The following is a 22,866-nucleotide window of genomic DNA, read 5'->3' as shown; positions in this document are numbered from 1 at the left end:
ACACCGATCAGGTCCAGCAGCGCCACGCGGGCCCATCGGCAGGCCGCAGCCCAGCCGCATCGCGGCGTCGATGTCCTCCCGGGTGGCATAGCCGGACTCGTACATCGCCGCTGCCTGGTTCAGGTAGCCGAACAGCAGCCCGTCCGCGATGAATCCGGGCCGGTCGCCCACCGGCACCGGCTCCTTGCCGAGCGCGCGGACCAGCGCGGTGACGGCCGCGGTCGCCGCCGGCGAGGTGAGCACGGTGGAGACCACCTCCACCAGCTTCATGGCCGGCGCGGGGGCGAAGAAGTGCAGTCCGAGCACCCGGTCGGGACGGGCCGTCTCCGCGGCCAGCCGGGTCACCGACAGCGCGTTGGTGCCGGTGGCCAGGATCGCGCCCGGCCGGGCGATCCGGTCAAGGGCGGCGAACACCTCGCGCTTGGTCGGGTAGTGCTCGTTGACCACCTCGATCACCAGATCGGCCGCGGCGGCGGCCTCCAGCTCGGGAAAGGTACGGAAACGGGCCAGCGCGTCGGCCCGCTCGGCGGCGGACATCCGCCCGCGCGCGACGGCCCGCGCGGTGGACGCCTCCAGCGCGGCGACCGCCCGGCGGGCGGCGGCGTCGCCGAGGTCGATCCCGATCACCTCGTGGCCGCCGCGGGTGAGGACTTCGGCAATTCCGGTCCCCATCGTGCCCAGGCCCACGACGGCCACGACGGAAAGCGGTGCGGGGGAGGGGGCGGTCGACGGGTCGGGGGAACGGTCGACCGGGCGTGCGGGCGCGGGTGCGGGTGCGGACGGACGGTCCATCGCGGGACTCCAGACGCTTGGGGAACCGCGGGGCGCTGACGCGCGCCTCAGCGGCTTGAGGAGGTGGAGTCGCGGGCCCTTCGCGGGAGTTGTCCCCGCGCGCCCGCGCGAACGGTGGCGGGCCCTGTCCCGGGGCCCCGCCTGCGATGCCGAACCGACGTGCCAATTGCGGGTGCCCGCAGTCGCGTCACCGACCGACGAACACCTGGCACCCCGAGGGTAACCGGCGAGTAACTTCGCCGCCAGCCCCCTCGCGCATCTGATCCGGACCGGTGGACGGATGAGCGGGGCGCCGAACCGTTCCGCCGGCGCCGCAGCCCTACAGTGAACCGATGGACTCCGCCGCACGCGACCGACTGGCCCTTGTCCTCACCGCCCCCGGGCAGCCGCTGGAGGTACGCCAGGCCGCCGCGGTGGAGTTGGCCGAGGCGGGGGACCGGCGGGCGTTCGAGACCCTCGCCCTGCTGCTCAACTACCGTGACGAGGCCCTGGCCCGCCAGGCGGCGAGGGCGCTGCTGCGCCTGGGCGACCCGCGCACCGGCCGGGCCGCCGCCGCGCTGGCCACCAATCCGCTGCGGGTGGCCTACGCACTGCCCGCCATCGACCTGCTGGTCGATCTGCGCGCCCCCGAAGCCGTACCGGCCCTCACCGAGACGCTCCGGCGGCTGCGCGCCGAACCGGGGCCGGCCCACCAACACATCGCGCGGGCCTGCGCGCAGGGCCTGGAAGCCCTGGGGGGTGCCGCCGCCGACGAGCAGTGAGCGGGCGGCTCGGCCGGCTACAGCTCCCGCAGCCCCCGCGCGTAGCGCACCTCGCGCAGCGGCACCCCGTCGTAGGTGTCCGTCGCCTCGGACCCGTCCGGGCTGAAGCCGGCCCGGGCGTAGAAACGCCGCGCCCGCGAGTTGTCGGCCAGTACCCACAACACCAGGTCCCGCCGCCCGTGTTCGGCCGCCTGCCCGATCACCGCGGCGGTCAGCGCCCGGCCGGCCCCGGTGCCGATCCGGTCGGGGCGTACGTACAGGGCGTACAGCTCACCGGTCGCGCTGTCCTCGGGCTCCCCCCGACACGGCCCGAAGGCCGCCCACCCCACAACGTGTTCGGCCCCGTCGCCGGCCGCCTCCACGGCGACCAGATTCCGTACCCGGCCCGCACCCGCCGCCAGCAACGCCCGCCGGCGCGCACTGTCCTCGGCCACGTCCATCGCGTCCAGATAACTCTGCGGCACCAGCCCGGCGTACGCCGCCCGCCAGCCCGCCACCCGAATCGCGGAGACCGCGACCACATCCCCCTCGACCATCCCCCGCACGCCCACCACGATCCGACCCTAATCCCCCGCCAGCCGCGCGCCGCCCCCGCCCCGCCCCGCACCCGCCCGGCGTGGGGTCTGCCGGGCCCGGGCGGATGGTCGGGATGAATGGGGAGCCGTTGCGGGCGTTGCCGGGCCCCGCGAGGGGCGCGGGGAACTGCGCGACCGGCCGGTCGCCGGCGGGTGGTCGGGATGCCTGGGAAGCCGTTGCGGGCTTCGCCGGGCCGCGGTGATCTCTCGGCGTGGGGTGTGCCCCGTAGGGGCGCGGGGAACTGCGCGACCAGCCGGTCACCGGCGGGTGGTCGGGATGCATGGGAAGCCGTTGCGGGCGTCGCCGGCCCGCGGGGAACTGCGCGACCAGCCGGTCACTGGCCGCCGGTCGGGATGCATGGGAAGCCGTTGCGGGCGTCGCCGGCCCGCGGGGAACTGCGCGGCCAGCCGGTCACCGGCCGCCGGTCGGGATGCATGGGAAGCCGTTGCGGGCGTCGCCGGCCCGCGGGGAACCGCGCGAACGGCCGGTCGCCGGCCACTCGTCGGCGTGGGAGGGAAGCCGTCGCGGGGCGGGCCCCGTCGATCACAGCAGTGTGAGCTGCACACCCTCCGGCGGCGCACCACGGCCGGCGCCGGCAACGTCGCCGCCGCCCGCGCCGGGAACCGCCACCGCGTCCTGCTCCACCGGCAGCCGCCGCGCCCCGCCGGCCCGGGACGGCCCGCAGCCGAACTCCGTGGCGAACTCGTGCACCTGGCGGGTGACCTGCCGCTGATACCACTTCGGCGCGTAGGACCCACCCGCGTACATCGTCTCGTAGCGCCGCACGAGATGCGGATGGTGGCGGCCCAGCCACGCCATGTACCACTCGCGGGCGCCCGGCCGCAGATGCAGCACCAGCGGGGTGATCGATCCCGCGCCCGCCGCCGCGATCGCCCGGACGGTGGCCCGCAGCTGCTCGGGGGAGTCGCTGAGGAAGGGCAGCACCGGGGCCATCAGGACGGCCGGGGCTATGCCGTTCTCGGCGAAGGTGCGGCAGACCGCCAGCCGCGTGTCGGGGGAGGGCGTGCCGGGCTCCACGCTGCGCCACAGCTCGCTGTCCACGAACCCGATGGACAGCGCGATGGACACGTCGGTCACGGTCGCGGCCTGCCGGATCAGTTCGAGGTCGCGCAGGATCAGCGAGCCCTTGGTGAGGATGGAGAACGGGTTGGCCCGGTCGCGCAGCGCCTCCAGGATGCCGGGCATCAGCCGATAGCGGCCCTCGGCCCGCTGGTAGCAGTCGACGTTGGTGCCCATGGCCACGTGCTCGCCCTGCCAGCGCGGCGAGGCGAGTTCGCGGCGCAGCAGCTCGGGTGCGTTGATCTTCACCACGATCTGCGAGTCGAAGTCGTGCCCGGTGTCGAGGTCGAGGTAGCTGTGGGTCTTGCGGGCGAAGCAGTAGACACAAGCGTGGCTGCAGCCCCGGTACGGGTTGATCGTCCACTCGAACGGCATCCGCGAGGCGCCGGGCACCCGGTTGAGGACCGTGCGGGCGCGTACCTCGTGGAAGGTGATGCCGCGAAAGCCCGGGGTGTCGAAGGTACGGGTGGTCACCACGTCCGTACCGAACAGCGCGCCCTCGGAGTCGTTGCGGCCCAGTTGGTCCCAGCGCATCGCGCCCTCCTCCGGTCGGTCCCCGTCCTCTCGCCCCACAATAGAACATAAATTCGAAAAGCGAGTGTGGTTGGCTTTGCGACACGCGACACGCACGCCGCGGCGCGTTACGCAGACCGAACCGAGGAGAAGTCATGGCGCTGGTCGAGGCCACCACGGAGCGCATCGTCGAGGCGGAGCCGGAGCGGGTGTACGACGCGCTCGCCGACTACGCCGGGACCCGCGGCCGGTTGCTCCCTGGGCAGTTCAGCGAGTACGAGGTCCGGGAGGGCGGCAAGGGCGCCGGCACCCTCGTGCACTGGAAGCTCCAGGCCACCAGCAAGCGGGTCCGGGACTGCCTGTTCGATGTCACCGCCCCCACCCCCGGGCAGCTCGTCGAGACCGACCGCAACTCCACGCTCGTCACCACCTGGGTCGTCACCCCGGCGGGCGAGGGCCGCAGCAAGGTCGTGGTCGGCACCACCTGGCAGGGCGCCGGGGGCGTCGGCGGCTTCTTCGAGCGCACCTTCGCGCCGAAGGGGCTGGGCCGGATCTACGACGAGGTGCTCGCGTCGCTGGCGGCGCAGGTGGAGCAGCCGGCCGCCTGACGCGGTCCTGCCCGGCCCGCCCCGCCCCGCGCCCCCCGGCCCAACCAACCCGGCCCGGTTCCGCGGAACATTCACTGGTAAGGGTGGTTTTGCCAACTTCCTGAGAATCGTCGCGTCCATGCGTCGTTGTCGCCTCATGCGGGACACGGTGGCGAGGCAGGCGGGACGAGGGGAGCGGGCAGCGGTGAGTGGCACCCTGATCGAGCGCGGGGCGGCGGAGGCCGAGGACGCTCCGCCGCCGGAGGGCCGGACGGAGGCCCCGGCAGAGGGCCAGGCGGACGGCCCGGCGGGAGCAGATGGTGCGGCGGCCGGGCGAGCCGGCCGGCGCGGCGGCCGGCGAGGCCGGCGAGCTGACCCCGCGCCGCCTCCGCCTGGTCTTCGTCGGCCTGATGCTGGCCCTGCTGCTGGCGGCGCTCGACCAGATGATCGTCGCCACCGCGCTGCCGAAGATCGTCGGCGAACTGCACGGCCTGGACAAGATGTCCTGGGTCGTCACCGCCTACCTGCTGGCCTCGACCATCGGCCTGCCGATCTACGGCAAGCTCGGCGACCTGTTCGGCCGCAAGATCGTCTTCGAGTTCGCGATCCTGACCTTCGTGGCCGGCTCCGCGCTGGCCGCCTGGTCCCGCACCATGGACGAACTGATCGCGTTCCGGGCCATCCAGGGCATCGGCGGCGGCGGGCTGATGATCGGCGTGCAGGCCATCATCGCCGACATCGTGCCGCCCCGGCAGCGGGGCCGCTACATGGGCCTGATCGGTGCCGCCTTCGGCGTCGCCTCGGTCGCCGGGCCCCTGCTCGGCGGGTTCTTCACCGACCACGCCTCCTGGCGCTGGTGCTTCTCGATCAACATCCCCTTCGGCCTGGTCACCCTGGGCGTCATCAGCACCGTTCTGAAGCTCCCCAAACCGGCGACCCGGCCGAAGCTGGACGTGCTCGGCGCCCTGCTGCTGGCCGCCGGGTCGACCTGCCTGGTGCTGCTCACCACCTGGGGCGGCTCCACCTACGGCTGGCGGTCGCGGGAGATCCTCGGCCTGGGCGCGGGGGCCCTGCTGTGCGGGCTGCTCTTCGTCCTCACCGAGCGCCTGGCCGCCGAACCCGTCATCCCGCTCCGGCTGTTCCGGGACGGCGTCTTCGTCACCGCGGCGCTGATCGGCGGCGTCGTGGGCGTCGCCCTGTTCGGCGCGGCCAGTTACCTGCCGACCTTCCTGCAGATGGTGGAGGGCGCCAGCGCCACCGGCTCCGGGCTGCTGATGCTGCCGATGATGCTGGGGGTCGTCCTCGCCTCCATCGTCGGCGGCCAGTTGATCAGCCGCACCGGCCGCTACAAGGTCTTCCCCGTCGTCGGCGGCGCGCTGTCCGCGATCGGCATGTATCTGCTGTCGCTGCTGGACGCGCACACCTCACGGGCCGAGTACAGCGTCTACATGGCGGTGCTCGGCCTCGGCATCGGCCTGATCCTGCCGGTCCTGGTGCTGGCCGTGCAGAATTCGGTGCCGCCCGCCGACGTCGGCGCCGCCACCAGCGCCAACAACTACTTCCGGCAGATCGGCGGTTCGGTCGGCGCCGCGGTCTTCGGCACCCTGTTCGCCAACCGGCTGACCGCCCGGCTGGCGGCCGAACTCCCGCACGGCGTCCGGCTGCCCGACCCGCAGTCGGTCACCCCGCAACTGGTCCGCACCCTGCCCGGACCGGTCCGCGCGGGCTACGTCGACGCCTACGCCGACGCCATGCCCCGGATCTTCCTCTACCTGGTCCCGGTCCTCGTCCTCGGCTTCCTTTTCGCGTTCCTGCTCAAGGAGAAACCTCTGGTGTCCCAGCAAGGCCCCGCCGCCCCGACGGCTTACGACCCCGCGTACGACCCCGCCTTCGACTCGTCCTACGGGCCGCTGCCCAGCCAGGCGGGCGGCATCCTGACCGAACTCAACGGCTCCGCCGGTCCCGACGCGCTGCCCGGCGCCCGGCGACCGCAGCTCGGCGGGGTGGCGGTGTGCGGCACCGTCCAGCACTCCGACGGCACCACCGTCGGCCGCGCCGCCCTCACCCTGATCGACGTCTCCGGACGGCAGGTCGGCCGCGGCGCCACCAGCGAGGACGGGCGGTACGCGCTGAGCACCCCCGGCGGCGGCAGCTACGTCCTGATCGCGGCGGCCGGCGGCCACCAGCCGCAGGCGGTCAGCGTGACGGTGGGCGACCACCCGGTGGAGCTCGACGTGGTGCTCGGCGGCGCCGGCCGGCTGGCCGGCACCGTACGCACCGCCGACGGCACCCCGGTCCGTGACGCGGTGGTCACCCTCACCGACGTGCGCGGCGACGTGGTGGCGAGCGCCCGCAGCGGACGCGAGGGCCTGTACACGCTGACCGAACTCGTCGCGGGGGAGTACACCCTGGCGGCCAGCGCGCCCGCCTTCCGGCCGGCGGCGCTGCCGGTGTCGGTCCAGGCGTCCCGGGAGACCCGCCAGGACGTGGAGTTGGCCGGTGGCGCGATGCTGCGCGGAATCGTACGGGCCCCGGGCGGCCGGCTGGTGGAGGACGCCCGGGCCACGCTGCTGGACGCGGCGGGCAACGTGGTCGACTCGGTGACCACCGGCGCGGACGGGCACTTCCGGTTCGTGGACCTGGCGGCCGGCGAGTACACGGTCATCGCGGCGGGCTATCCGCCGGTGGCCACGGTGCTCCAGGTGGCCGGCGGCGGGCGTACCGAACGGGACATCCAGCTCGGGCACGAGGACTGAGGAGGCCGAGGCCGGTGCCCGCGCGGCGACTTCGGGTCCGGCCCGCGGGCGGGGGAAGCAGGGGGCGGGCGGTCAGCGGTCGGCGGCCGACGCGAAGGGGGTCGGCCGCGCGCCGTCGTCGTCCTTGACCTCGTCCTTGTCGCACTGCGTGCCGCGGATCAGCGCGTAGCTGCCGCCGATCCGGTACTTGCCGGCGCTCGGGGCGTACAGCCGGGTCCAGTCGCCGTCGGCGGTCACACAGCCGTGCTTGTCGTCGGTGGCGCCCTCGATGCCCAGCACCGGGGACCACGGGATGCGCAGCAGCACCGAGCCGGCCCGGGGCATCGTGACGGTCAGCTCGGCCGGCCCCGCCTCGTCCACCACCGCCGGCGGATCGGCGAGCGGCTCGGCGCCGGTCACCTTGAACACCTGCCAGTTCGCGTCGTGCCAGATCGGATGCAGCCAGCTCTGCCCGGTGGCCACTATCTTCGCCTCGGCCACCGCGGCGTTGTCCGGCCGGTCGGCGGGCAGCACGACGTAGTTGACGCTCCAGCGCCGCAGCCAGTCCCGGTAGGCGTCAGGGGTGAGGGTGCCGTCGTAGAACAGCGGGTTGCGCTCCACATCGGCCTGGCGGTTCCAGCCGCGGGCCAGATTGACGTACGGCGAGAGGGCCGACGCCTCCCAGTGCGAGCGCAGCGGCACCACCTCGACCCGGCCCCGGTCGGCCCGGACGCCGCGCAGTTCGGAGATGAGCGGCGCGGCGTGCTTGACCTGGGAGGGCAGCGCCGAGGTGGTCACCTGGTCGACGATCGGCTTGGTGATCTGCCAGGCCGCCACTCCGGCGAACGCCAGCCAGACCGCGACCGTGCGCCGCGTCCCCCAGGTGCTGCCCATCGCCACGATCAGCATCACGGTGCCGCCGAACAGCAGCGCCAGCCGCTCCACGTTGCTGCCGATCGGTGACGGAACGACCCAGGTCAGCAGGACGCCCAGCGCGTACACCGAGGCGCCCAGGTGGATCGACCGCCAGGATCTCGGCACCACCTTGGCGATCACCAGCGAGACGGCCAGCGGGATGATCGCGAAATACCACTTGAAGGGCTGCACGCCGTAGAACGGGAACAGCAGCGAGGTCGCGCCCACCACCAACGGCGGGCCGGCCGCCAGGATGTAGGCGTCCTTGCGGCGCTTGGTGAGGAACAGCGCCGCCGCGACCACCAGCAGGAACAGCCCGGCCACCGGGCTGCACATGGTGGCCAGCGCCCCCATCGCCGTCGCCACCGCCAGCCGGGAGGAGTGGCCGCGCTGAGCCCGCTCGGCCGGGAACAGCAGCACCGTCGCCACCAGGGCGAACAGCATGCCGAGCGCGAAAGTCACCCGCCCGGAGACGACATCACACCAAAGAGCGAACACCGTCCACAGCACGGGCAGCAGCGGACGCCGCACTCCGGCCCGCAGCAGCAGCGCCGCCGCCAGCGTGGCCGACAGGGTGCCGGCCAGCACCGCGGTGGTCCGCACGCCGAGCGCCGCCATGATGTACGGCGAGAGGATGCTGTACGACGCCGGGTGCATCCCGCCGTACCAGGACAGGTTGTACGAGGCCGACGGGTGTGCCCGTATGAAATTGGTCCAGGCGTACTGCGCGGCCATGTCACCGGAGTCCTTGGCCAGATACAGCGCCCACAGCAGGTGCAGGACCGCGGCCAGGGCGGTGGCGATGAGAATGGGGTGACGCGGGTCGACCCGCCGGATCAGGGACCTCGGACCATGGACGACGGCGAAGCGCGCGGGCTGCCAGGTGGTCACGTGGCCTCTTCCGGTTGCGGAGACTGAGCATCCCGGCCGGTCCCGTCCGGCGGGATCGAACCCGGCTCCGGAGCAAGGTTCGAACAGAGAGTTTGGACGCTAGCACGGCCGGTTCGGTTGCTTATGCGCGGGCGTGCGCATGGTTTCCTGCTTTGCCTACCCCGGTAACGGAGTCCGACCACGCCGTTGCCATGACCGTGTGAATCCGCGATGAAGGGCGGGACACGACCGGTGGCAGCCCCGGCGGGCCGGTGTGCGCGGCCGGCCGGCCGCGGTGGAACAGCCGCTGGACATCGGGGAGTTCGAAGCGGGTCGGATCCGGGTCGGGGCGGCGGCGAAACCGCTGGTCGTGCCGTGTGCGGACTGATCCATTGAGGTCTAGACCACTGAAGTTATCCACAGGGCGCCCGCCACCCCTGGCAGCGGTGTCCCGCCGCCGCGTAACGTGCTCGGCATGAAGATCCTGATCTCCGCGGACATGGAAGGCGCGACCGGTGTGACCTGGCCGGCCGACGTGCTGCCCGGCAGCGAGCAGTGGCAGCGCTGCCGCCATATGTTCACCTCGGACGTCAATGCCGCCGTGCAAGGCTTCTTCGACGGCGGCGCGGACGAGGTGCTCGTCAACGAGGCGCACTGGACCATGCGCAACCTGCTGCTGGAGAAGCTGGACGAGCGCGCCGAGATGCTCACCGGCCGCCACAAGGACCTGTCCATGGTCGAAGGCGTGCAGCACGGCGACGTGGACGGCATCGCCTTCGTCGGCTACCACACCGGAGCCGGCACCGAGGGGGTGCTCGCCCACACCTACCTCGCCAACTCCATCACCGGCGTGTGGGTCAACGGCGCCCCGGCCAGCGAGGGCCGGCTCAACGCCCTGGTCGTGGCCGAGTACGGCGTCCCCGTCGTGCTGGTCACCGGCGACGACCGCACCGGCGTCGACGCCCAGGGGTACGCGCCGCAGGCCCGCACCGTCGCCGTCAAGGACTACGTCTCCCGGTACGCGGCCGTGTGCCGCCCGCCCGCCCGCACCGCCGCCCACATCCGCGCCGCCGCCAAGGAGGCCGCCGCGCTGGCCGTGCGGCACGAACCGGCGCAGGCCGGACCGTTCACCGTGGAGCTGGAGTTCGACGCGGTGCACCTGGCCGGAGCGGCGGCCGTGGTGCCCGGCGTGGAGCGCAGCGGGGAGCGGCGGGTGTCCTACACCCTGCCGACCATGTACGAGGGCATCCGGGCCTTCAAGGCCGTCACCACACTCGTTTCGCAGGCCGTGGAGGAGCAGTATGGCTGAGCAGCAGCAGGCCGGACACAAGACCGTCCTTTCCGGGCCGCCGACAGGCGTCGACGCCCGGGCGTTGGACGAAGCGGTGCGCTTCACCTCCGACCTGATCAGGATCGACACCACGAACCGCGGCGGCGGTGACGGCACGGAGCGCCTCGCCGCCGAATACGTGGCCGAGCAGCTCGCCGACGCCGGCATCGAGCCGCGGATCCTGGAGTCGGCCCCGGGCCGGGCCAATGTGGTGGCCCGCATTCCCGGTACCGATCCGGCGGCCGACGCACTGCTGGTGCACGGCCATCTCGACGTGGTGCCCGCCGAGGCCGCCGACTGGAGCGTGCCGCCGTTCTCCGGCGAGATCCGCGACGGCGTGATCTGGGGCCGCGGCGCCATCGACATGAAGAACACCGACGCGATGGTGCTCGCCACCGTCCGCTCCTGGGTCCGCACCGGCCAGCGTCCGGCCCGCGACATCGTGCTCGCCTTCACCGCCGACGAGGAGGACAGCGCCGCCTACGGCGCCGGGTACCTGGTCAAGCAGCACGCCGACCTCTTCGAGGGCTGCACCGAGGCCATCAGCGAATCCGGCGCCTACACCTTCCACGCCGGCGAGGGCCTGCGGATCTACCCGGTCGCGGCCGGCGAGCGGGGCACCGCCTGGATGAAGCTCACCGCCCACGGCAGGGCCGGCCACGGCTCCAAGGTCAACGACGAGAACGCGGTGAGCCGCCTGGCCGCGGCCGTCGCCCGGATCGGCGAGTACCGCTGGCCGGTCCGGATCACCGACACCGTGCGGGCCGCGCTCACCGAACTGGCGGCCGTGCACGGGCTGCCCGCCGACCTGGACGACGTGGACGCGCTGCTGGACCGGATCGGCCCGGCCGCCGCCTTCGTCCGGCCCACCGTCCGCAACAGCGCCAACCCGACGATGCTGGACGCCGGGTACAAGGTGAACGTCATTCCGGGTGTCGCCGGCGCCTTCGTCGACGGGCGGATCGTGCCCGGCGGCCAGGAGGAGTTCACCAGCACCATGGACCGGCTCACCGGGCCCCATGTCGCCTGGGAGTACTACCACCACGAGGTGCCGCTCACCGCGCCGGTGGACGCCCCCGCCTACGCGGCCATGCGGGAGGCGCTGGAGCACTTCGACCCGGGCGCGCACGTGGTGCCGTTCTGCATGTCGGGCGGCACCGACGCCAAGCAGTTCTCCCGGCTCGGCATCACCGGCTACGGCTTCTCGCCGCTCAAGCTGCCGCCCGGCTTCGACTACCAGGCGCTGTTCCACGGCGTCGACGAAAGGGTGCCGGTGGACGCGCTGCACTTCGGGGTACGGGTGCTGGACCGCTTCATGCGCGGCGCCGGCACCGCCCAGGCACCGGCCGCGGCGGGAGCCTCCGGCGCGCGGGACGGGGAGGTCGGCGCGTGATCACCCCTGCCGGGCAGCAGACCGCCTACGGCACCTGGCCCTCGCCGGTGGACGCCGCGATCGCCGCCGCCCACGACGGCCACCCCGAGTACGTCGGCGTGGTGGGCGACGAGGTCTGGTGGACCGCGCCCCGGCCCGCCGAGGCCGGCCGCCGCGCGCTGGTCCGCCGCAGGGCCGACGGCACCGAGGAGTGCCCGCTGCCCGCCCCGTGGAACGTGCGCAGCCGCGTCATCGAGTACGGCGGCACCCCCTGGGCCGGCGCCATCGTCGACGGCGCGCCGCTGATCGTCTTCGTCCACCACGGCGACCAGCGGCTCTACGCCTTCCGCCCGGACGGGCCGCAGAGCGCGCCCTATCCGCTCAGCCCGCTCTCCCCGGTCGGCGACGGGCTGCGCTGGGCGGACCTCACCGTGCACCCCGGCCGGGGCGAGGTCTGGGGCGTGCTGGAGGAGTTCACCGGCGGACTGCCGACCGATGTCCGGCGGGTGCCGGCCGCGGTGCCGCTCGACGGTTCGGCGGCCGGCGATCGCGCCGCGGTACGGGAACTGGCCGCCGCCGCCCACCGGTTCGTCACCGGCCCACGGCTCTCCCCGGACGGCCGCCGGGCGGTCTGGCTGGCCTGGGACCACCCGCGGATGCCGTGGGACGGCACCGAACTGCGCATCGCCGACCTCGACCCGGCCACCGGGGTGTTCGGCGCCGCCCGCACCCTCATCGGCGGGCCCGAGGAGTCGGTGGCCCAGGCCGACTGGGCCACCGACGGCACCCTGCTGGCCGCCACCGACCGCACCGGCTGGTGGAATGTGCACCGGGTGGACCCCGCGACGGGCGAGGCGGTCAACCTCTGCCCGCGCGCCGAGGAATTCGGCGGGCCGCTGTGGAAGCTCGGCCAGCGCTGGTTCGCGCCGCTCGACCACGGCCTGGTCGCCGTCCTGCACGGCGTCGGCGCCCCCCGGCTCGGCCTGCTCGACCCGGCAACCGGCCAGGTGACCGACCCGCCCGGCCACTGGAGCGAGTGGGCGCCCGCCCTCGCGGCCACCGGCAGCCGGGTGATCGGCATCGCGGCGAGCGCCGCCACCTCCTACGAGATCGTGGAGCTCGACGCGGCCACCGGCCGCACCCGGGTGATCGGCGCCGCCCACCACGACACGGTGGACCCGGCCTACATCCCCCGGGCCGCCCACCGGGTCTTCCAGGGACCCGGCGGCCGCGAGGTGCACGCCCACATCTATCCGCCGCGCCATCCGGACCGCCCCGACCCCTCGGCCGACGGCCCCGCCCCCTACGTGGTGTGGGTGCACGGCGGCCCCACCAGCCGGGCCGCGATGGTGCTCGACCTGGAGGTCGCCTACTTCACCTCGCGCGGCATCGGCGTCGCCGAGGTGAACTACGGCGGCTCCACCGGTCACGGCCGCGCCTACCGCAACCGGCTGCGCGAACAGTGGGGCGTGGTCGACGTCGAGGACTGCGCCGCGGTCGCCGAGGGCCTCGTCGCCGAGGGCGCGGCCGATCCGGCCCGGCTCGCCATCCGCGGCGGCAGCGCCGGCGGGTGGACGAGCGCGGCGGCGCTCACCTCCACCGGCACCTACGCCTGCGGCACGGTGATCTACCCGATCCTCGACCTCACCGGCTGGTCGAAGAACGGCGGCGAGACCCACGACTTCGAGTCCCAGTACCTCGAGTCCCTGGTCGGACCGGTGGACGAGGTCCCCGACCGCTACCGGGACCGGTCCCCGGTCAGCCACGGCGACCGGGTCACGGTGCCCTTCCTGCTGCTCCAGGGCCTCGACGACCCCATCTGCCCGCCCGTGCAGTGCGAGCGCTTCCTGGCCGCGGTGGCCGGGCGGGGCATCCCGCACGCCTATCTCACCTTCGAGGGCGAGAGCCATGGCTTCCGCAGGCTGGACACCATGGTGACCGCCCTGGAGGCCGAACTCTCCCTCTACGGCCAGGTGTTCGGCTTCACCCCGGCGGGCGTCCCGGTCCTGGAGCTGACCTCGTGAGCGCCGGCTCCGCGCGCACGGGCCCGATGAGTGCCGACCCCGTGCGCGGACAGGCACGGCCCGTGCCCGGGCTGATCCGCCCCCGGCGGCTGGTACCCGGCGACCGGATCGGCATCGTCGCGCCCAGCGGACCGGTACCGCGCGAGCGTCTGGACGCGGGCGCGGACATCCTCCGGGGCTGGGGTCTGGAGCCCGTGGTGGCTCCGCACGTGCTGGACGAGCACCCTTTCGGCTACCTCGCCGGCGGCGACCGGGAACGCGCCGCCGACCTGACCCGGACCTGGTGCGACCCGAGCCTCGCGGCCGTCCTGTGCGCCCGGGGCGGCTACGGGGTGCAGCGGATGGTGGACCTGCTGGACTGGCCGGCGATGCGCGCGGCGCCGCCCAAGGCCTTCATCGGCTACAGCGACATCACCGCGCTGCACGAGGCATTCGCCACCCGGCTGGGCCTGGCCACCCTGCACGGTCCGATGGCCGCCACCGAGGCGTTCGTCAAGGACGACCCCAGCCAGGACCATCTGCGGCGCACCCTGTTCACCCCGGAGCAGGCGCAGACGCTGACCTCGCCGACCGCCCGCACCCTGGTGCCCGGCCGGGCCGAAGGCGTCACCCTGGGCGGCTGCGTGAGTCTGCTGGCCGCCGACCTGGGCACGCCCCGGGGCCGCCGGTCGGCGGCCGGCGGCATCCTCGTGCTGGAGGACGTCGGCGAGGAGGCGTACCGGCTGGACCGCATCGTGACCCAGCTGCTGCGCGCCGGCTGGCTCGACGGCGTGGCCGGCATCGTGCTGGGCTCCTGGCAGGAGTGCGGGCCCTACCCGGAGGTCCGGGCGCTGCTGCTGGACCGGCTCGGCGGTCTCGGCGTGCCGATCGTGGAGGAGTTCGGTTTCGGCCACTGCCCGTCCACGCTGACCATCCCGCTGGGCGTGCCCGCCGTCCTGGACGCCGACGCCGCCACCCTCACCCTGGAGGTGCCGGCGCTCGTCTGACGGACCGGGCGTCCCGGCCCGCGCGGGCCTCAGCTGGGCGCGGCCGGGAGCACCACTTCGAAGCGGCAGCCGCCGGGCACATTGCGGACGGCGGCGCGGCCGTGGTGTGCCTCGACGATGCCGCGGACGATGGCCAGCCCGAGGCCCGCGCCGGCCGGCGGGGTCCGGGCGCCCGTGCCGCGCCAGCCGGTGTCGAAGACCCGGGGCAGATCGTCCACCGGGATCCCGCCGCAGCCGTCGGTGACGGCGAGCACCACGGAGTCGGATTCGGCGTCCCGGCGGGCCGACACGGCGACCGTGCCGTCGGCGGGCGTGCGGTGGATCGCGTTGGTGAGCAGATTGGCCAGCACCCGGCTCATCTCCCGGCCGTCGACCTCCACCGGTATCGGCTCCACCCCGTCCCCGACCAGCCGCACCCCGCGCTCGGCCGCCAGCAGGTCGGCGCCGGCGATGGCGTCCCCCACCAGGTCGTAGACGGACATGCGCATGGGGGTCAGGGCGAGCACCCCGGCCTGGATGCGGGACAGCTCGAAGAGGTCGCCGACCATGTCGCTGAGCCGGTCCACCTCGGCCCGGATCTGCTGGTGGTAGCGCGCCGGATCGACCGCGATGCCGTCCTCCAGCGCCTCGGTCATGGCGCGCAGCCCGGCCAGCGGGGTGCGCAGATCGTGCGAGATCCACGCCACGAGTTCGCGGCGCGACGCCTCCAGCGCCCGCTCCCGTTCCCGGGACGCGGCCAGTTTGGCGCTGGTGGTCGCCAGCTGCCGGCCCAGATCGGCCAGCTCGGCGGTCGGCGGGCCCGGCGGCGCGGCGAAGGCGTCGCCGTCACCGAACGCGCGGGCCGCCTCGGCCAGCGCCCGGCTGCCCGCCACCACCTGCCGGCCCAGCAGCAGCGTGACCGCGAGCGACACCACGGCGGCTATGGCGCACACCGTCGTCACGACCCCCAGGTCGTGCTCGGACAGGAACATCGCCCATGCCACCGACAAGGTGCCGGCCAGCATCGCCGCGACGGTGACCCCCGCCACCACCGCCAGCGACAAGGTGACCGAGCGGTGCCGCAGCATCCGCAGCACCAGGGCGCCGAGCAGGCCGGCCGCCGCCGCACCGACGGCCGCGTAGGCCGCGATGGCCAGCAGATCGCGCACCGTGCCCACCCAGCTCACTGCGGCCCTCCCTCGTGGCCCCCGGCTCCCTCGCCGCCGCCGGAACCGGACGGGTCCGCCCCCTCCGGGTCGAAGCGGTAGCCCACACCCCACACGGTGCTGATCAGCCGGGGCCGGGCCGGATCCTCCTCGACCTTCTCCCGCAGCCGCCGCACATGCACGGTGACCGTCGACAGATCGCCGAACTCCCAGCCCCACACCCGCCGCATCAGCTCCTCGCGGCCCAGCACCCGGCCCGGGTGCCGCAGGAAGAACGCCAGCAGGTCGAACTCCCTGATCGTCAGCGGCAGCTCCGCCCCGCCGTGCAGCGCCCGCCGCGCCGCCGGGTCCAGGGCCAGCGAGCCGGACCGCAGCCAGGGGCCGGGCGCCGGCGTGCTGCCCGCCCGCCGCAGCACCGACTCCACCCGCAGCACCAGCTCGCGCGGGCTGAACGGCTTGGTCACGTAGTCGTCCGCGCCCACCTCGAGGCCGAGGATGCGGTCGTCCTCGTCACCGCGGGCGGTGAGCATCACCACCGGCAGCGGCCCGTCCTCCCTGATCCGCCGGCACACCTCCAGGCCGTCCATGCCGGGCAGCATCAGATCCAGCACCACCAGGTCCGGCCGGACCGCCGCCGCCCGCTTCACCGCGGACAGCCCGTCCGCGACCCGCTCCACGTCGAAGCCCGCCCGGTCGAGATACCCGGCCACGACTTCGGCGACCGTCGGGTCGTCGTCCACCACGAGGATGCGTCGGCGGCCGGGCGGCAGATCCCCGGGCGGTACGGATACGGCTGCGCTGCTCATGCGGTCGAGTCTGTCACCCGCCACTGACAGTCACCATGATCCGGTAGGCATCGCCCCCTGCCGTCCGCATTCCGTAAGGATGCGCCGGGCACCGCACACCCCCCGCACGGCCCGTCGGCGGCGGGCGCAGTCGCTCCCCGGCGACCGCCCGGGCCCTGTGCCGCAGTGGCGAACAACACCCCGGGCCGCGCACCGCCGCGGCCGCCCGCTTCCCGCGGCGGACCCGGCCGCGCATTCCCGGCGGCTGCGTAGTGCCTCTGCGGCAGCCGTCGCCGGCGTCCTCGCTCAACTGCCGTACGGCCGGTGGTCCGGTCCGCGACCGCCGTGACGTTCGGGAACGACGGGCAGAAAGTTGCCAGTAGCACCGTTGACACCCTCCCGGGGCCGTGACCTACTAACGGGATCGACTCCGAGGTCGTAAGGCGGTCGCGGCACTCCGTGCTCCGGCGCCCAGGGGGATTGCGGTGACGAGAGAGCGATATCCGACGACGGCAGAGGTGACCGAGGGTGCCCGGGCGCTGACGCTGCGGTATTCGGAGACCTGCCGCCTGCGGACGGTCGGCAGATCCCGCGCGGGCCGCCCGCTGCTGATGCTGACGGTCGGTCAGGGACCGCGCAACGTGCTGGTGGTGGCCGGCCCGCACGCCAACGAAGCGGCCGTCGGCGGCGCCACCGTGCTGCGGCTGGCCGGGCAGATCGCCGCCGAACGCGAGCGCGGTGACGACGACGGCAGCGCCTGGCACTTCCTGCTGTGCATCGACCCGGACGGCGCCGCGCTCAACGACCCGTGGCTGCCCGGGCCCTACACCCTGCGCGGCCACTACGAGCACTTCTTCCGGCCCTGCGCGGCCGAGCAGCCCGAGTGGCTGCCCCACGACGGCGCGGTGGCGGGGGCGGCGCTGCCCGAGACCCGCGCGCTGGTCGGCGTGCTGGACGGGCTGCGCCCGGTGCTCCAGTGTTCGCTGCACGGCATCGACGTGGGCGGCAGCTTCGTCCAGCTCACCAGCGAGATCCCCGGAGTCCCCGAGCGGATCGGCAAGTCGGCCGCCGAGCTGGACATCCCGCTGGAGAGCGGCTCCTCCGACGCCCTGGAGTGGCCGAGCCCGGGCCCGGGCGTCTATGTGATGCCGCCCACCTCCGATCCGGCGGCCGGCGACGGCGCGCACTCCACCTGGGCGCACGCGCAGCGCTACGACGGGGTGACCGCGATCATCGAGGTGCCCATGTGGGCCTGCGACCGCAGCGCCGACACCACCCCGCACCCCGCCCCCGACCGGGCCCTGCGCAAGGCCGGCGCCGCCCTGCGCCGCGACCTGCCGATGGTGGCCCGCGTGCTGCGCCGTATCGACCCGCAATTGATCCGGGCCGGCGGCCCGCTGCTGCGCACGGTCCGTGAACTGGTCGCCATCGGACCCCGGTTGGCCGCCGAGTGGGATCCGGCGGTCCGCCCGCCCGACGCGGCCCCGCTGCCCCCGATGACCACCGCCCGCGTCACGAGCATCGAGGTCTACGCCCAGCGCATCCCGCTGCGCGCCGCCGCGATGCTGCGCCGGATCGCCGACCAGCCGCCGGTCACCCGGCTGGTCGACGAGTGGTGCGAGGCGTACGAAAGGGCCTACCGGCCCCGCTGGGTGCCGGTCGCCGACCAGGTCGAGCAGCAGGCACGCAGCGTCATCGCGGTGTACGAGGAGCTGCTGGCGTAGCGCCGCTCCGCGGCCCCCGCGAGCGCCCGGGCCCCGCGCGGACTCACCCGTTCGGCGCCGCTCGCGGCCCGCGGGGCCGCTGCTGCGCCGATGATGGGCGCAAGGGGTTACCGCTCAGCCGGGAGCAGGTGAACGCGATGAGTTCCGACAAGGTCGGCGGTCGATCCTTCCGCGAGCTGATGACGCCGGCCAGGATCGCCACCCTGGTGCTGATCGCCCTCGCCGCGATCTTCATCTTCGAGAACACCCGGAAGGTCAGGATCCGCCTGATCATCCCCGAGGTCACCATGCGCCTGTGGGCGGCCCTGCTGATCGCCTTCGTCGTCGGCCTGCTGATCGGCCTGTCGCTGCGGATCGGCGGCCGGCGGCGCGGCCGGCGCTGAGCGGTCCGGCTCCGCCCCCGAGCCCGGCCGGCGGCCCGCCCCCGCTATACCCGGAGGTCCGCGGTCGAGCCCCTTGCCCATGCACACGCTCAGCTCGTCGTGCCGGTAGACGCCGAATTTCGGTACCGGGAAATAGCCGCAGGACCGGTACAGCGCGATCGCCTCCGGCTGCTTCAGCCCGGTCTCCAGCACCATCCGGGTCCGCCCGGCCGCCGCCGCGGTCGCCTCCAGCTCGGCCAGCAGCGCCCGCGCCAGCCCCTTGCCGCGCGCCTCCGGCACCACGAACATTCGTTTGATCTCGGCGTCCCCGTCCTCGAAGCCTTCCGGCGAGCCGTCCTGCGCCCGCCAGCCGCCGCTGGCCACCGGGGCGCCCGCCGGGTCGTAGACCAGCAGGTACAGGCCCTGCGGGGGTTCGAAGTGCGCCGGGTGCATGGGGGTGATGTCGCCGTCCCCGTAACGCCGCACGTACTCCTGCTGCACGAGGTCGTTGAGCTGCACCGCGTCGGGGGCGTCATAGCGCGTCGTTCTGATCTCCACGCCCAACATCGTACGATATTCGCACGTGTGTACGGCGGTGGGGTGTCTTGCGCTGCGCGGGCCCCGGTAGGGTCCAGGGCGTGTCCATCATCGTCACCAGCGTGAATGTCAACGGAGTGCGCGCCGCGGCCAAGAAAGGCTTCCTGGCCTGGCTGGAGTCCACCCCCGCCGACGTCGTCTGCCTGCAGGAGGTCCGCGCCGAGCCGGACCAGCTCCCGGTGGAGCTGCGCGACCCGCGTGGCTGGCACGCCTACCACGCGCCCGCGGCGGCCAAGGGCCGGGCCGGAGTGTCCGTCTTCAGCCGCCGGGCGCCCGCCGACGTCCGGGTCGGTATCGGCTCGGCGGAGTTCGACGCGTCCGGCCGCTACCTGGAGATCGACCTGCCCGAGGTGGGCCCCGGGCTCACCGTCGGCAGCCTCTACCTGCCGTCCGGCGACGTCGGCACCGAGCGGCAGGCCGAGAAGGTCCGCTTCATGGACGCCTTCCACGACCACCTCACCGATCTGCACGCCAAGGCCGCCGCGGGCGGCAGCCACGCCCTGGTCTGCGGCGACTGGAACATCGCCCACCAGGAGGCCGACCTGAAGAACTGGCGGGCCAACCAGAAGTCGGCCGGCTTCCTGCCCGAGGAACGCGCCTGGCTCAGCCGGGTCCTCACCCCCTGGACGGACGTGGTCCGCCACCTGCACCCCGACACGGCCGGCCCGTACACCTGGTGGTCCTACCGCGGCAAGGCATTCGACAACGACTCGGGCTGGCGCATCGATTACCAGATCGCCACCCCCGGCCTGGCCCGCACCGCCACCGCGGCCGTGGTCGAACGCGCCGCGGCCTACGACCTGCGCTGGTCCGACCACGCCCCGGTGACCGTCACCTACGACCTCCCCGGACAGCACGCCTAGCCCGCCGATTCCGGGGCGGACACAGCGCGCGGCCGGGTCCCGGCGCACGGGAAACCATGTGGTCGCAGGCGGCGGGCCGATGGCATGCTGAGCCGGTGAACCGACCGCACATCACCGTTCGCGTCCCGGTGGAGCTCCGGGTCTTCCTGGCCGCGGACCGCCGCCGCGAGTCCACCGACGTGGTCACCGACGGCGCGTCCTCGCTCGGCCACGTGGTGGAATCCCTCGGTGTGCCGCTCACCGAGGTGGGCGGACTGACCGTGGACGGGCGGGAGGTGGCCCGCGGCCACGTGCCCGCCGACGGCGAGGACGTGACGGTGCGGGCCGTCAGCGAGCCCCAACAAGTGCCGGGCGCACCCCTGCGCTTCCTGCTCGACGTCCATCTGGGCACGCTCGCCCGGCGGTTGAGGCTGCTGGGAATCGACGCGGCCTACGAGAACGAGGACATCGGCGACCCGGCGCTGGCCGCGCTGTCCGCCAAGGAGCGCCGCGTGCTGCTCTCCCGCGACCGCGGCCTGCTGCGCCGCCGCGAACTGTGGGCCGGCGCCTACGTCTACAGCGACCGCCCGGCCCGCCAACTCCCCGACATCCTGCGGCGCTTCGCCCCGGAACTCCACCCCTGGACCCGTTGCGTCGCCTGCAACGGCCTCCTGCGCCCGGCCGACAAGGAATCCCTGGGCGACCGCCTCCAGGACGGCACCCAGAAGTCGTACGACGCCTTCGCCGCATGCACACGCTGCGGCCGCGCCTACTGGAAGGGCGCCCACCACGCCCGACTCGAGTCCGTCGTATCCGACGCCATCCGCACCTTCGCCCCACCATCCAAGCCCCACTCGAGCAACTAGCCCCCACCCGCCTTGCGTTGCGGGACCCGCCCGGGAACGACCCAGGCCCCGCACCGCGCCCGTGCGTGCCCCGCAGGGGCGCGGGGAACTGCGCGCCCAGCCCCATCGTGCGGAGGGTCCGGCCGCGACGGCGGCTTTCCCCACGTTCGGCGGCCCCACACTGCGCCCGCCCGGTGCCGGCCTAGCCCCGCAGGGGCGCGGGGAACTGCGCGCCCAGCCCCCATCGGGGCGAAGGTCCGGCCGCGACCCCAGCACACCCACCCGAGCGGGCCCACGGGGCGACCCCGCCCCACCCCCACCGACAAGTGTTTCGCCCTGGCAAAAAAAAGTGTTCGGTGAGAGCCTGAAGCCATGTTGGACGTGAGCGTGATCGAGGACTCGGAGGCCGCGGCGGTCTCCCTGGATCCGATACGGGCCAGGCTGCTGGCCGAACTGGCCGCCGGCCCCGCCTCGGCGACCATGCTGGCCGCCCGGGTCGGTCTGCCGCGGCAGAAGGTGAACTACCACCTGCGGGCGCTGGAGAAGCACGGCCTGGTCGAGTTGTCCGGCGAGCGGCGCAAGGGCAATGTCACCGAGCGGCTGATGCGGGCGACCGCCGCGTCCTACGTGATCTCGCCGATCGCGCTGGCCGCGGTGCAGCCCGACCCGGCCCGCTTCCGCGACCAGCTCTCCGCACGCTGGCTGCTGGCCGTCTCCGCCCGGCTGGTCCGGGACGTCGGCATGCTCATCACCGGCGCGGACCGGGCCCGGCAGCGGGTCGCCACCTACGCGCTGGACGGCGAGGTCCGCTTCGCCTCGGCGGCCGAACGTGCGGCCTTCGTCGAGGAGTTGACCCGGGGTGTGACTGCCCTGGTCGCCAAGTACCACCAGCCGGACGCGGCCGGCGGCCGACCGCACCGCATCGTCGTCGCCCTGCACCCGACGGTGAAGTCCGAAGCGCCCGCCGAGGCCGACGCACGTGCGAACGCCGACGCACCCGCGAACATCGAAGCCCCCGCCGACGCCGCGGCCCCCGCCGACATCGCGGCGCCCGGGGCGATCCCGCAGATCGAGGAGTCATCATGAGAAAACTGGTCGTCGTCGAGTTCCTGACCGCCGACGGCGTGATGGAGGCGCCGAACGAGTGGCACAACCAGTACTTCGACGAGGACATGGCCCGTGCGGTGACCGCCCGGATGCAGGCGTCCGACGCGCTGCTGTTGGGCCGGACCACCTATGAGGGCTTCGCCGCCGCCTGGCCCGCCATGGCCGGCGAACCCGGCGCCGACTTCATGAACAGCGTGGCCAAATACGTGGTGTCCAGCACCCTGGACAAGGCCGAGTGGAACAACTCCACCGTCGTCTCCGAGGATCCGGCCGGCGCGATCGCCCGGCTGAAGGAAGAGCCCGGCGGCGACATCACCGTGATGGGCAGCGCCACCCTGGTCCACTGGCTGCTCGCTCAGGGCGGCCTGGTGGACGAGATCGCGCTGCTGATCGATCCGGTGGTGGTCGGCCGCGGCAAGCGGCTGTTCCAGGAGGGACTGCCCACCATCCCGCTGCGCCTGGTCGCGTCCGAGACGTTCGGTTCCGGCGTCCAGCATGTCGTCTACGCGCCGCAGCGCCCCTGACCACCACCTCGTGCCGTAAGGAGCCAGTGAAGCACCATGTCCCACCAGTTCGAGATCGCCCGCGAATTCGAGGTCGAGGCCCGCCCCGAGCAGGTGTGGGAGGCCGTCACCGCCGGCACCGCCGGGTGGCTGTGGCCGATGGAGTACGAGCCCCGGGAGGGCGGCGCCGCCCCCTTCGGCGGCACCGTCACCGCCTGGGACCCGCCGCGCCACCTCACCGGCCGGACCGAGAGCCCGGCCGGCGTACCGCAGCAGACCTTCAACCAGCTCGAACACCTCATCGAGCCGCGTGAGGGCGGCGGTTCGTGGGTGCGGTACGTGCACAGCGGCATCTTCGTCGACGACTGGGAGAACCAGTACGACGGCGCCGACAAGCACACCGACTTCTACCTCC

General features: G+C 73.8%; 18 protein-coding genes and 2 pseudogenes. 13 read left to right on the top strand and 7 right to left on the bottom strand.

The window, feature by feature from the left end; genetic code table 11:
* Positions 1–792 (bottom strand): annotated as a pseudogene (locus GA0115240_RS10850) (3-hydroxyacyl-CoA dehydrogenase family protein); the annotation flags it as partial.
* 332 nt (positions 793–1,124) lie between these two features.
* Here GA0115240_RS10850 and GA0115240_RS10845 point away from each other — a divergent pair.
* Complete coding sequence (locus GA0115240_RS10845; RefSeq protein ID WP_346267936.1) at positions 1,125–1,553, top strand: adenylosuccinate lyase; 429 nt, start codon at positions 1,125–1,127, stop codon at positions 1,551–1,553.
* A gap of 17 nt (positions 1,554–1,570) precedes the next feature.
* Here GA0115240_RS10845 and GA0115240_RS10840 read toward each other — a convergent pair whose 3' ends face one another.
* Both GA0115240_RS10840 and GA0115240_RS10835 read right to left on the bottom strand, forming a co-directional pair.
* Complete coding sequence (locus GA0115240_RS10840; protein ID WP_256069664.1) at positions 1,571–2,107, bottom strand: GNAT family N-acetyltransferase; 537 nt, start codon at positions 2,105–2,107, stop codon at positions 1,571–1,573.
* A 565-nt stretch (positions 2,108–2,672) separates the two neighbouring features.
* Positions 2,673–3,743 (bottom strand): Rv2578c family radical SAM protein, encoded by a 1,071-nt coding sequence (locus tag GA0115240_RS10835; protein WP_093736457.1) that lies wholly within the window; start codon positions 3,741–3,743, stop codon positions 2,673–2,675.
* 134 nt (positions 3,744–3,877) lie between these two features.
* Between GA0115240_RS10835 and GA0115240_RS10830 the strand changes: the two genes are divergently transcribed.
* Both GA0115240_RS10830 and GA0115240_RS10825 read left to right on the top strand, forming a co-directional pair.
* Positions 3,878–4,330, top strand: a complete 453-nt coding sequence (locus tag GA0115240_RS10830) for an SRPBCC family protein (RefSeq protein WP_093736456.1) — start codon at positions 3,878–3,880, stop codon at positions 4,328–4,330.
* Positions 4,331–4,626: 296 nt separating this feature from the next.
* Complete coding sequence (locus GA0115240_RS10825; RefSeq protein ID WP_093736455.1) at positions 4,627–7,065, top strand: MFS transporter; 2,439 nt, start codon at positions 4,627–4,629, stop codon at positions 7,063–7,065.
* Between the two features lie 72 nt (positions 7,066–7,137).
* On the opposite strand, the gene GA0115240_RS39005 is transcribed toward GA0115240_RS10825, so the two are convergent.
* Positions 7,138–8,850 carry an MFS transporter gene (locus tag GA0115240_RS39005; RefSeq protein ID WP_176725037.1) on the bottom strand — a complete coding sequence of 571 codons (1,713 nt, stop codon included), beginning with the start codon at positions 8,848–8,850 and terminating at the stop codon, positions 7,138–7,140.
* 454 nt (positions 8,851–9,304) lie between these two features.
* Here GA0115240_RS39005 and GA0115240_RS10815 point away from each other — a divergent pair, with 454 nt between their 5' ends.
* The 4 genes from GA0115240_RS10815 to GA0115240_RS10800 are packed head-to-tail and all read left to right on the top strand — an operon-like array spanning position 9,305 to position 14,541.
* A complete protein-coding gene (locus GA0115240_RS10815; RefSeq protein ID WP_093736454.1) occupies positions 9,305–10,138 on the top strand; it encodes a M55 family metallopeptidase in 834 nt (277 codons plus the stop codon).
* Positions 10,131–11,552 (top strand): M20/M25/M40 family metallo-hydrolase, encoded by a 1,422-nt coding sequence (locus tag GA0115240_RS10810; protein WP_093736453.1) that lies wholly within the window; start codon positions 10,131–10,133, stop codon positions 11,550–11,552. Before GA0115240_RS10815 ends, GA0115240_RS10810 begins: the two co-directional genes overlap by 8 nt.
* On the top strand, positions 11,549–13,555 hold the full coding sequence (locus tag GA0115240_RS10805; RefSeq protein WP_256069659.1) for a prolyl oligopeptidase family serine peptidase: 2,007 nt from the start codon (positions 11,549–11,551) through the stop codon (positions 13,553–13,555). Before GA0115240_RS10810 ends, GA0115240_RS10805 begins: the two co-directional genes overlap by 4 nt.
* 26 nt (positions 13,556–13,581) lie before the next feature.
* Positions 13,582–14,541 carry a S66 peptidase family protein gene (locus GA0115240_RS10800; RefSeq protein ID WP_093736461.1) on the top strand — a complete coding sequence of 320 codons (960 nt, stop codon included), beginning with the start codon at positions 13,582–13,584 and terminating at the stop codon, positions 14,539–14,541.
* 29 nt (positions 14,542–14,570) lie between these two features.
* On the opposite strand, the gene GA0115240_RS10795 is transcribed toward GA0115240_RS10800, so the two are convergent.
* A complete protein-coding gene (locus GA0115240_RS10795; RefSeq protein ID WP_093736460.1) occupies positions 14,571–15,689 on the bottom strand; it encodes a sensor histidine kinase in 1,119 nt (372 codons plus the stop codon).
* A 14-nt stretch (positions 15,690–15,703) separates the two neighbouring features.
* Positions 15,704–16,492 (bottom strand): response regulator transcription factor, encoded by a 789-nt coding sequence (locus GA0115240_RS10790; protein WP_093736452.1) that lies wholly within the window; start codon positions 16,490–16,492, stop codon positions 15,704–15,706.
* Positions 16,493–16,989: 497 nt separating this feature from the next.
* On the opposite strand from GA0115240_RS10790, the gene GA0115240_RS10785 reads away from it, so the two are divergent.
* Positions 16,990–18,195: a M14 family zinc carboxypeptidase gene (locus tag GA0115240_RS10785; RefSeq protein ID WP_256069656.1), complete on the top strand. Its 1,206-nt coding sequence runs from the start codon at positions 16,990–16,992 to the stop codon at positions 18,193–18,195.
* A gap of 437 nt (positions 18,196–18,632) precedes the next feature.
* On the opposite strand, the pseudogene GA0115240_RS10775 reads toward GA0115240_RS10785, so the two are convergent.
* Positions 18,633–19,115: pseudogene (locus tag GA0115240_RS10775) on the bottom strand (GNAT family N-acetyltransferase); the annotation flags it as partial.
* An 80-nt stretch (positions 19,116–19,195) separates the two neighbouring features.
* Here GA0115240_RS10775 and GA0115240_RS10770 point away from each other — a divergent pair.
* The 5 genes from GA0115240_RS10770 to GA0115240_RS10750 form a co-directional block, all read left to right on the top strand.
* Positions 19,196–20,017: an exodeoxyribonuclease III gene (locus GA0115240_RS10770; RefSeq protein WP_256069655.1), complete on the top strand. Its 822-nt coding sequence runs from the start codon at positions 19,196–19,198 to the stop codon at positions 20,015–20,017.
* Positions 20,018–20,112: 95 nt separating this feature from the next.
* Positions 20,113–20,862, top strand: coding sequence for a Mut7-C RNAse domain-containing protein (locus tag GA0115240_RS10765; RefSeq protein ID WP_093736449.1), 750 nt, complete (start codon positions 20,113–20,115; stop codon positions 20,860–20,862).
* 351 nt (positions 20,863–21,213) lie between these two features.
* Positions 21,214–21,927: an ArsR/SmtB family transcription factor gene (locus GA0115240_RS10760; protein WP_093736448.1), complete on the top strand. Its 714-nt coding sequence runs from the start codon at positions 21,214–21,216 to the stop codon at positions 21,925–21,927.
* Positions 21,924–22,472 (top strand): dihydrofolate reductase family protein, encoded by a 549-nt coding sequence (locus GA0115240_RS10755; RefSeq protein ID WP_093736447.1) that lies wholly within the window; start codon positions 21,924–21,926, stop codon positions 22,470–22,472. The genes GA0115240_RS10760 and GA0115240_RS10755 overlap by 4 nt, the downstream gene beginning before the upstream one ends.
* A 36-nt stretch (positions 22,473–22,508) precedes the next feature.
* A partial coding sequence (locus GA0115240_RS10750) for an SRPBCC family protein (RefSeq protein ID WP_370673315.1) occupies positions 22,509–22,866 on the top strand: 358 nt, incomplete at its 3' end.

This window comes from Streptomyces sp. DvalAA-14, from assembly GCF_900091855.1.
Classification (GTDB): domain Bacteria; phylum Actinomycetota; class Actinomycetes; order Streptomycetales; family Streptomycetaceae; genus Actinacidiphila.
This window is presented reverse-complemented; position numbering and strand designations above follow the sequence as displayed.